This is a genomic window from Viridibacterium curvum, from assembly GCF_039544165.1.
Lineage (GTDB): Bacteria > Pseudomonadota > Gammaproteobacteria > Burkholderiales > Rhodocyclaceae > Viridibacterium > Viridibacterium curvum.
The window spans coordinates 622,229-630,826 of record NZ_BAABLD010000002.1 but is presented as its reverse complement, the minus strand read 5'-3'; the positions used below and the strand labels follow the sequence as shown (position 1 = coordinate 630,826).

Annotated in this window: 10 protein-coding genes; 2 read left to right on the top strand and 8 right to left on the bottom strand. The window is 59.2% G+C overall.

The features are described 5' to 3' along the window. Positions 1 to 614: 614 nt before the first annotated feature. Together ABEA02_RS04185 and ABEA02_RS04180 are read right to left on the bottom strand one after the other, a co-directional pair. Positions 615 to 1,190, bottom strand: a complete 576-nt coding sequence (locus tag ABEA02_RS04185; protein WP_345531575.1) for a hypothetical protein — start codon at positions 1,188 to 1,190, stop codon at positions 615 to 617. A gap of 104 nt (positions 1,191 to 1,294) precedes the next feature. After that, the gene (locus ABEA02_RS04180; protein WP_345531574.1) at positions 1,295 to 1,711 is read right to left on the bottom strand and encodes a hypothetical protein; all 417 of its coding nucleotides are present in this window, start codon (positions 1,709 to 1,711) and stop codon (positions 1,295 to 1,297) included. A 321-nt stretch (positions 1,712 to 2,032) separates the two neighbouring features. Here ABEA02_RS04180 and ABEA02_RS04175 point away from each other — a divergent pair, with 321 nt between their 5' ends. Further along, positions 2,033 to 2,197 carry a hypothetical protein gene (locus tag ABEA02_RS04175; protein ID WP_345531573.1) on the top strand — a complete coding sequence of 55 codons (165 nt, stop codon included), beginning with the start codon at positions 2,033 to 2,035 and terminating at the stop codon, positions 2,195 to 2,197. 69 nt (positions 2,198 to 2,266) lie between these two features. Here ABEA02_RS04175 and ABEA02_RS04170 read toward each other — a convergent pair whose 3' ends face one another. The 3 genes from ABEA02_RS04170 to ABEA02_RS04160 all read right to left on the bottom strand — a co-directional run bounded on the left by ABEA02_RS04170 (position 2,267) and on the right by ABEA02_RS04160 (position 3,793). Further along, the gene (locus tag ABEA02_RS04170) at positions 2,267 to 2,731 is read right to left on the bottom strand and encodes a hypothetical protein (protein WP_345531572.1); all 465 of its coding nucleotides are present in this window, start codon (positions 2,729 to 2,731) and stop codon (positions 2,267 to 2,269) included. Positions 2,732 to 2,831: 100 nt separating this feature from the next. After that, a complete protein-coding gene (locus tag ABEA02_RS04165) occupies positions 2,832 to 3,323 on the bottom strand; it encodes a GNAT family N-acetyltransferase (RefSeq protein ID WP_345531571.1) in 492 nt (163 codons plus the stop codon). 101 nt (positions 3,324 to 3,424) lie between these two features. Further along, positions 3,425 to 3,793 (bottom strand): hypothetical protein, encoded by a 369-nt coding sequence (locus tag ABEA02_RS04160; RefSeq protein ID WP_345531570.1) that lies wholly within the window; start codon positions 3,791 to 3,793, stop codon positions 3,425 to 3,427. A gap of 71 nt (positions 3,794 to 3,864) precedes the next feature. On the opposite strand from ABEA02_RS04160, the gene ABEA02_RS04155 reads away from it, so the two are divergent. Beyond that, positions 3,865 to 4,857, top strand: a complete 993-nt coding sequence (locus ABEA02_RS04155) for an integron integrase (protein WP_345531569.1) — start codon at positions 3,865 to 3,867, stop codon at positions 4,855 to 4,857. 383 nt (positions 4,858 to 5,240) lie between these two features. On the opposite strand, the gene ABEA02_RS04150 is transcribed toward ABEA02_RS04155, so the two are convergent. The 3 genes from ABEA02_RS04150 to ABEA02_RS04140 form a co-directional block, all read right to left on the bottom strand. After that, positions 5,241 to 5,765, bottom strand: a complete 525-nt coding sequence (locus ABEA02_RS04150; protein WP_345531568.1) for a response regulator — start codon at positions 5,763 to 5,765, stop codon at positions 5,241 to 5,243. 136 nt (positions 5,766 to 5,901) lie between these two features. Then, positions 5,902 to 7,053 (bottom strand): methyltransferase, encoded by a 1,152-nt coding sequence (locus ABEA02_RS04145; protein ID WP_345531567.1) that lies wholly within the window; start codon positions 7,051 to 7,053, stop codon positions 5,902 to 5,904. A 206-nt stretch (positions 7,054 to 7,259) separates the two neighbouring features. After that, positions 7,260 to 8,492: a phosphoglycerate kinase gene (locus ABEA02_RS04140; protein ID WP_345531566.1), complete on the bottom strand. Its 1,233-nt coding sequence runs from the start codon at positions 8,490 to 8,492 to the stop codon at positions 7,260 to 7,262. Between the last annotated feature and the right edge of the window lie 106 nt (positions 8,493 to 8,598).

The window sequence follows — 8,598 nt, the reverse complement described above, 5'->3', positions numbered from 1 at the left end:
TGCCTCTCCGGGCAGACCGTAGCGAGAGGCCCGCACCGAAACGAGCGGCTAACGTTTGAGGTAAGGGGCAGCCGGAGCGCGAAGCGCGGAGGGCACCTGCAAGCGTAGCTTGCAGGCTGTCCCGTTGACCGATTGGTTAGCCGCGGCTGACTGTGACACCGGCATTGCCCTTGGGTTGGAAACTGCGCCCAGCATAGCGATTGGCTTTAATCGTCGCAATCATCTCGGTCACTGAAGCAGCCCGTGCCGCCACAGTGTTGCGTGCCTTTGCTCGCGGCGCTAGCCGCCTGGACTATAGAGCGCCCCTGACCCGCGAAGCTGACCGATGAAGCCAGTGAATTTTTGATTGTTCGCTTGCACGATTGAAACTGCGCCCGAGCGATGAGCCNAACCCTCAAACCCCGCGTGCGATTGCGCCAAAGAAAGCACGAAAAACAGATGCCTGAAGAGCCGCACCAGTATTGGCTCTCCGGGCAGGCCGTAGCGAGGTGCCCGCAGCGAAACGAGCGGCTAACGTTTGACGTGAGGGGCCGCCGTAGCGGCGAAGCCGCGAAGGGAACCTGCAAGCGCAGCTTGCAGGCGGTCCCTCTCGACGGAATTGTTGGGCGGCATTCCTACGTGCCCATGAATAGGCGGAACACCAACAAGGCCAGAGAAAGAATTACTCCGGCCGCCACTAAAACTTTATGCGCTTTAACGAGAGCAGCCATAGCGCCCCATAGGTTGTGCCAAAACTGGCTTGGTTGTTTTGTGAGTTTCTCACAGGCGTAGCCAGTGCTCTCGAAGTGCGAAAGCAACGCCTCATACACCGGGGTAAGGTATCCGGGCATCCACATGTGTATGCCATAGGCTCGCTTAGACAAATCATTCAAAACGATGACCCACTGCCAAGTGCCCTTGGAGCTAGCGCGATCATCAATCACACGCATAACCTCAGCTGCACTTGGCGTTGGGTCGGTGTAGTGAAGAATTGCACCGAACGCGAATGGAACGACAAACCCAGGTGAGTACTCGACCGTAACCGCATTGCGTACGATCGCCTCTGTTTCTTCAACTGTACTGGAGGTGCACTTAAGTTCGAGAACGCCGCGGAAGAGGTTTGGCGTTTTTCTTACCCAGAGAGCCGAAGCGGGTGACTTGCCTGTTAGTGGTGCGGACTCAAGCAAATCGGTGGGGATGGGAAGGCTCATCTATGACGCCCAACGTAGAAGTGAGAGGCAGCCGGAGCGAAGCGGAGGGAACCAAAAGCGTAGCTTTTGGCTGTCCTGCTCGACTGCCATGTTAGGCGAAATTTTCACTGGGATTGAGCCACTTGATTCCAAAGCTTGCGCAAGCCTTGATGTGCCTGAGAAATCGGCAACAGCACAACGTTTGAAACCTCGGCGACACCGCCGAGACCCAATGGCTGGACGAAGTGATAAATCATCCCTTCCGTTCGAGTGGGGAGCTGACCCAACAAGCTTGGATAGACCCAATGTGCTTCTCTTTCCTCTGGCGCTTCGAGTTGCCATTCGGCTTCTTCGATGACCGTACCTATCTCTTCGATTTCAAAGCAGCTGAGCCTTAACAATAAAACAGAGCTTTCTCCTCTCAGAAGCAGATCACCAAATATTGTCATGCCAGCAAAGGCAAAACCAAGAGGAATCACTCCTTCCCAATTGTCCAGAGTGGATGATAAGTACTCGCTTTCAGAGACTAGCAGGCGCTGCATGTATTTCGCCTAACGTGGAAGTAAGCGGACGCCGGAGCGCGAAGCGCGGAGGGAACCACAAGCGCAGCTTGTGGCGGTCCGCTTGACTGTAGGGTTAGGCGATTTTTTCATCGGTGTATTGCACTTCAACTTTGAGACTGCGCCGATTTTTCATTGTTCGTGTGCACTTCAACGTTGAGACTAGGTGCCATCGGGACGCCAGATCTCAGTGCCAATAGGAACTTCGTCTTTCGTAACACCAGAGAGCATACAACCCCACTGTGCGGCGATATGAGGAGGCGGTGGAGGCGACTGAAAAAAGTGTTGGAGCGAGACGCGTGCATGAAGCACCGATCCATCCGGACGACGCAGTTCAACGGGGATGTCTGCACCGCCTGGCTCTTCGGACCTCAATGGACCGGGCGCAACGATCAAGCCGCGTCCGGTGACTTGAAACAGGTCTTCGATCTTCGTGAGCAGGTGCATTCCGTGCTGCCTAACGTTTGAGATCAGGGGCACCGACCGAAGGGAGGGAAGCCAGCTTGCTGGCTGTCCCCTGCATCGAGTAGTTAGGTTTCATAGTGGGAGACCCAGATGTGTTCTAACAAGGTAGATGGCTGCGGCAAGAATAAGACCTCCAAACACAATAATTCCAGTGGCACCTATTGGACGTTGCCACAAGTTAGACGAGTCTTGCTCGTTGGCTGCTTTTGGTGGTTCATTGTCGGATGGGTTTGCTGTGGGATTTTGTATGGACACTACTTCAGAAATTAACGATGGTTTGTTTTCTAGTGCGGCGATGGCTTGGTTTAGAACGCCAATTGTTTCGTTTACTTGATCAAGGTTTGAGTAATGGCCTCTGCTGTTGAAATCAGCAGCGCGAACGTAGTACCTAAATCTGTTGGCTATCTTTTCATCGTAAGACAACAGGCCAGTAACTTTGTCAGCCCACTGCATGTACTCAATATGGCTTGCAAACGGCGATGACTCGCTGCGTTGGTATTGCAGTTTTTTGAGTTCGGCGAGTAGATAGGCGGACATTGAGCGGGAAACCTAACGTGGAAGTGAGGGGCAGCCGGAGCGCGTAGCGCGGAGGGAACCAACAAGCGCAGCTTGTTGGCTGTCCCTCTCGACTGTAGTGTTAGCTCGGCGATAACTGAAGCTCATATCTTGCGAAACTTCTATTCCACTTTGTGACTTGGCTATGAAGTTGAAAACCGAAGCGTTCATACAACTCCCTCAGTTTCGTGCGGTCGGCAACGCAATCAAGCTTTAACTGCTTGAGATTAAGAGTTTGTGCTCGGCCCTTGGCGAACGACAGAAGCGCAGAAGAGACTCCTGTACCGGCATTCGCCCGACGGATTGCTAGTTTGTGCACATATGCAGAGTGGCCTGGCTCGTCTTCTGGCCAGAAAACTTTATCTTCAAGCTGAAACTTGATGACTCCGGCAATGGCCCCATCTAGATGAGCAGCAAAGTACTCGCCACTCAAAATATCAGCTCGAAGACTTTCAACGGAAAAGTCCGCTGGTGACCATAGTGGCTTGCCTGCTTCAATGAGCCAACGAGCGGCTTCTTGGAGAAGTGAAGCCACTTCTGAAGCCTCTTGCAAAGCGACCACTTCGATTTTCATGGAAGAGAGCTAACGTTAAGTAGACGACAAAACGCTGTCGTCATGTGGATAGATATGTCTGATTCTAGTTAGATTGGCGGGTAGTGGCTATCCAGATCTAGTCATTTCACGAGGCGGTTCGTCAGCTTGAGGTGTTTGACGATGAGCCAACGAGTGAGCCAGATGTGGCCATCGGGTTCGCAGCGGGCACCATAGGCGTGCAGGCGTTGCCTGAGTCTGAATTCGCTTGGGAGGACCTTGACGCGAACGAGGTCATCGCTCTTGGGGCGCGGATGCGGGCTTTTGCGAACGTCCCGCTTGTCGCGGACGTCGACGACGATTTCGATGGTGGTTAGGCGCTGGCTGCCGTCTTCGGTTTCGCGATAACGCACGCAGACGAGGTCGCGTCCGTAGCGCTCTGCGAGTTTGAGGGTGCCGGCGTCGCCCGGGTGCAGTTTCTTGATGACTCGGCTATTTGGGCAGGTGGCCATGGCTGGGTTGTCTGCTTCGCAGCTTGTTTGTATGCTGTAAATATGAACAGCTATTGCGGCGAGGTCAAGCGATGAGTGCGGGGGAGCCGAAGAGTGGGCGTTTGCTGGTGCAGATGCGTGAGCGGTTGCGCGTTAAGCATTACAGCTTGCGGACTGAACAGGCGTATCTGGGTTGGGTGCGACGCTTTGTGCATTTTCATGGCTTGCGGCATCCATCTGGCATGGGCAAGGCGGAGGTGGAGGCGTTCCTGACTTCGCTGGCCGTGGAGCGGAATGTAGCTGCGGCGACGCAGGGGCAGGCGCTGTCGGCAATCCTGTTTTTGTATCAGGAGGTGCTGGGGCAGCCTGTTGCGTGGCTGGATGAGGTGGTGAGGGCGAAGAAGCCGCAGCGTTTGCCGTCGGTGCTGACACCGTTCGAGACGCGTGCATTGTTGGATGCGTTGGATGCGGCAGGGAATGCGCAGATCAGCTTGATCGTGAATCTGCTGTATGGAACCGGCATGCGCTTGCTTGAAGGTTTGCGCTTGCGGGTGAAGGATGTGGATTTTGCGCGGCGCGAGATCGTGATTCGCGAGGGCAAGGGCAACAAGGATCGCGTGACGATGTTGCCGGATCGGTTGGCGCCGCTGTTGCGAGAGCAGGTCGCGCGGCGGCGGACGGAGCATGAGGCGGATCTGGCGGCAGGCTATGGCTCGGTGTATCTGCCGCATGCGCTGGCGCTGAAGTATCGCAACGCTGAGTTTTCGTTTGGCTGGCAGTACGTGTTTGCGTCGGCGAGCTATATGCGTGACCCTCGCTCAGGTGTCGTGCGGCGGCATCATGTGGATGAGAAGCGCGTGCAGCGTGCGGTGCGTGCGGCGGCTCAGGCTGCGGGCATGGTGAAGGCGGTGTCACCGCATACGTTGCGGCATTCTTTTGCGACGCACTTGCTGGAGGCGGGGCAGGACATCCGCACGGTGCAGGAGTTGCTGGGGCACAAGGATGTGAGCACGACGATGATCTACACGCATGTGCTCAATCGTGGCGGGTTGGGGGTGATGAGCCCGCTGGACCGGATGGGTTGAAAGAGGCGGGCACCGGTTTGCTCCTTGAATGGGAGTTGGCGGGTTACAGCTTTTTGCGCACGGTGCCAGGGGCAAATCCGCTAGTGCGGAGAGCGTGCGTGATGACATTTGGCTTGGCAAGCCGTGTTGGCAACGGAGATTCGATGTTGCCCGGAACCGGGCGGATGAGCGCGCAACGTGCAGGGTGGGCGGGGTTGTGCGGTTGAAACCGCACCTACGAAATCCGGCCTCATTGCGCGAGGCCTGATTTTGTCTCCCTTTGTTTTCGGTGGGCATCAGTTAGCTTTGCGAGCATTTCGGCATGCGCCGAAATGCCTGTTTACCCCTCTGCGCGGGAATGAGGAATGAGATGACGCCCGAGGCTATTGCCGGGAGCGCAGGCCTCAGCGTGAGATGACGCGACGTGGGTGAAGGTCTTCGTCAAGCAGGCGTTCGATGCGGGCGAAGACCTCGAAGCGGGAGAAGGGCTTCTTCATGAAGTCGTCGGCGCCGATGCGGGTGCCGAAGAATTGCTCGGTGGCCTGCTCGTTGCCGCTCATCATGATGACGGGGGTATCGCGCGTGGCGGGGTCGCGCCGGATTGCGCGCAGGGCGGCGAAGCCATTCATGCCGGGGAGGACGATGTCGAGGAACACGATGCCGGGTTTGTGTTCCTGCATGAGCTCAAGGCCGTGCTCGGCGTCGAGAGCTTCGAGGGTGACGTAGCCGGCGGAGCGCAGGATCTTGCGCAGAGCAGCACCGATGGTGGGGGAGTCATCGATGATGAGGATCTTTGTACCTTCAGGCGCATCGCGACGCGGACGGGCGCGCCGCTCGTTGGCCTGCGGGTCGGGCACGAAAACCGGTTCAGGCCGGTTTGGCTCGACGACGGGCCGCCTGCGCCCGAAGAGCATCTGGAAGAGTCCCATGATCAAATCCCTCGTTATTGTCGGCACGCTTTGCTGCGCGCCGTTTCTCATACTGCCTGCCAGACCGCTTGCTTTGAGCTGGTCGGCGTTATGGCGGCATGCTAACGGGAGTCTGGAGGTACTGCACGTCCCCCGGTCAGGCCGGAAGGGCAGTCAGGCGCCAGAGTGAGGTAATTTCCTTGCCGCGTGCGGCAGAGAGCGGGTCGTTTTCGTCGCGCGCCTTGGGGTGCGTGGGGCGGGCGTTGAGTCGGCCGGCTACGCGCAATCCATTTGCGGCGAACAGGGCTTCGAGCTCGGCGCGGCTGCGCAGGCCAAGGTGTTCGGCAAGGTCGGAGAGGATCAGCCAGCCTTCGCCGCCGGGCACCAGATGCGCGGTCAGACCCGCGAGGAAGCCTTTGAGCATGCGGCTGTCGGGGTCGTAAATGGCGTTCTCGATGGAGCTGCCGGGCTTGCCGGGCAGCCAGGGCGGGTTGCAGACGATCAGTGCAGCTTTGCCCTGGGGGAACAGGTCGGCCTTCTCCAGCTTGACCTTGGGGATGCAGCCCTGGCGCTGCAGGTTGTCGCGCGCGCAGGCCAGGGCCTTGTCATCGATGTCGGTAGCGACAAGCTTCTTGATGCCGCGTTTGGCAAGCAGGGCGGCGATGACGCCGGTGCCGGTGCCGATGTCGAAGGCAAAGGCCTTGGGGTCTTCGCTGATCGCCTTGGGCAGGTCGGCCTTGGCGATGAGTTCGAGGTATTCGCCGCGCACGGGCGAGAAGATGCCGTGCCAGGGGTGGATGCGTGCGCCCAGCACCGGGATCTCGACGCCCTTCTTGCGCCATTCGTAGGCGCCGATCAGGCCCTGGACCTCGCGCAGGGCGATCAGCGCCTGTGGCAGGGCTTTCGCTTCGGCGCCGAACACCTGCTCAAAGGCCTCTGCTACGTCTGGCGCGCGCTTGAGCGCAATCTGGAAGCCCGCTTCGACCGGCAGCAGGATCATGCCCAGGATGCGCGAGCGCTGGGCTTGCGTCATACGGTGTTTGTGGAAGGCCTCGGTGATGCTGGCGGCCGGCCTGGCCTTGCCGGCGCTGCGCTCGACACGGCGCGCCAGCGCTTGCAGCAGCAGCTTGGCGCTCTGGTAGTCGCCATGCCACAGCATGGCCGTGCCTTCGGACGCAAAGCGGTGTGCGGTGTCGGCGTCGAGCTGGTCGTCGACCACTTCGATGCGTTTGGGCGGATTGTGCCCAGCTGCGGAGAGCCAGGCGGCGGCGCATTGCAGCCCGGCCGAGGTCCAGGTAACAGTTGTCATGCAGTGCCTCCGGGGCGAAGCAGTTCAGTTCAACCAGCACTCATGATCCGTCATTCCCGCGAAAGCGGGAATCCAGCGTCGTTCGATAAGTCACTGGATTCCCGCTTTCGCGGGAATGACGAAGTTGGTTGGCTTGAGCGCTTCAAGCGCTGCTCAGCATGGGGTATTGCAAGGAGCAAAGCGTTTGCTCCCTGCACTGGAGGGGGTCACTTGTCGCTAAGCGCTTCGACGCCGGGCAGTGCCTTGCCTTCGAGGAATTCGAGCGAAGCGCCACCGCCGGTGGAAACGTGCGACACCTTGTCTTCGAGGCCGGCCTTTTCGACGGCTGCCACCGAGTCACCACCACCGACGACGGTGACGGCGCCCGATGCCGTGGCGTCGACGAGGGCGTGCGCCACGGCGTAGGTGCCCTTGGCCGAGTCGTCGATTTCGAACACGCCCATCGGGCCGTTCCACAGCACGGTCTTTGCGCCGCGCACGATGTCGGCATAGCGTGCGGCGGTCTTGCTGCCGATGTCCACGCCTTCCTGGTCAGCGGGGATGGCGGTCGCGGCGACTTCAACGAGACCGTCGAGCGTGCGGGCGTCGAAGTCCAGCTTCTTCGTGACCATGGTGTCGATGGGCAGTTCGAGCTTGTCACCAGCCTTGGCCATCAGGGCCTTTGCGAGGTCGATCTTGTCGCGTTCGCACAGCGACTTGCCGACTTCGAGGCCCTTGGCGGCAAAGAAGGTGAAGGCCATGCCGCCGCCGATGAGCAGCTTGTCGACCTTGGGCAGCAGGGCTTCGACGACGTCAATCTTGCCGCTGATTTTCGACCCGCCAATGATGGCCACCAGCGGGCGCACGGGCTTGTTGACCGCCTCGCCGAGGAAGTCGAGTTCCTTCTTGAGCAGGTAGCCCGCAGCGCGCTGCAGCTTGATGCCGACGACCGAGCTGTGCGCGCGGTGAGCGGTGCCGAAGGCGTCATTGACGAACACATCGCCGTGGCGCGAGAGCGCATCGCGGAAAGCTTCGATGGCTTCCGGCGTAGCCTTGGTGACGTTGCCTTCCTTGTCCTTGACCTTGCCTTCTTCTTCGATATGGAAGCGCACGTTTTCGAGCAGCACCACTTCGCCAGCCGCGAGCTTGCCGGTCACGGCTTCGACTTCAGGGCCGATGCAGGCGGGCAGGAACTTGACGGGCTTGCCCAGCAGCGCCTGCAGGCGCTCGGCGACCGGCGCCAGGGTGTACTTGGGGTTGGCCTTGCCGTCCGGACGACCGAGGTGCGACATCAGCACCACCGAGGCGCCTTGCGCCAGCGCGTACTGAATGGTGGGCAGGGCAGCGCGGATACGCTTGTCGCTCTCGACCACGCCATTCTTGACGGGGACGTTGAAGTCGACACGCATCAGCACACGCTTGCCTGCAAGCTGCAGGTCTTCGATAAACAGTTTGGTCATTATTGGATTCCGCTAGGCAGGAGGGAACAGGGAGACCCCGGGGGAGAAATCGGGAAGAGGGCGAATTTTGCCAGTACGGGCGCGGCCTGTCTTGTATCAGATCAGA

What these genes read in the sequence shown, in the direction of transcription:
- ABEA02_RS04170 (WP_345531572.1), bottom strand. Translation starts at nt 2,731, where the DNA reads ATGTCCGCCTATCTACTCGCCGAACTCAAAAAACTGCAATACCAACGC.
- ABEA02_RS04165 (WP_345531571.1), bottom strand. Translation starts at nt 3,323, where the DNA reads ATGAAAATCGAAGTGGTCGCTTTGCAAGAGGCTTCAGAAGTGGCTTCA.
- ABEA02_RS04185 (WP_345531575.1), bottom strand. Translation starts at nt 1,190, where the DNA reads ATGAGCCTTCCCATCCCCACCGATTTGCTTGAGTCCGCACCACTAACA.
- ABEA02_RS04140 (WP_345531566.1), bottom strand. Translation starts at nt 8,492, where the DNA reads ATGACCAAACTGTTTATCGAAGACCTGCAGCTTGCAGGCAAGCGTGTG.
- ABEA02_RS04150 (WP_345531568.1), bottom strand. Translation starts at nt 5,765, where the DNA reads ATGGGACTCTTCCAGATGCTCTTCGGGCGCAGGCGGCCCGTCGTCGAG.
- ABEA02_RS04180 (WP_345531574.1), bottom strand. Translation starts at nt 1,711, where the DNA reads ATGCAGCGCCTGCTAGTCTCTGAAAGCGAGTACTTATCATCCACTCTG.
- ABEA02_RS04145 (WP_345531567.1), bottom strand. Translation starts at nt 7,053, where the DNA reads ATGACAACTGTTACCTGGACCTCGGCCGGGCTGCAATGCGCCGCCGCC.
- ABEA02_RS04175 (WP_345531573.1), top strand. Translation starts at nt 2,033, where the DNA reads ATGAAGCACCGATCCATCCGGACGACGCAGTTCAACGGGGATGTCTGC.
- ABEA02_RS04155 (WP_345531569.1), top strand. Translation starts at nt 3,865, where the DNA reads ATGAGTGCGGGGGAGCCGAAGAGTGGGCGTTTGCTGGTGCAGATGCGT.
- ABEA02_RS04160 (WP_345531570.1), bottom strand. Translation starts at nt 3,793, where the DNA reads ATGGCCACCTGCCCAAATAGCCGAGTCATCAAGAAACTGCACCCGGGC.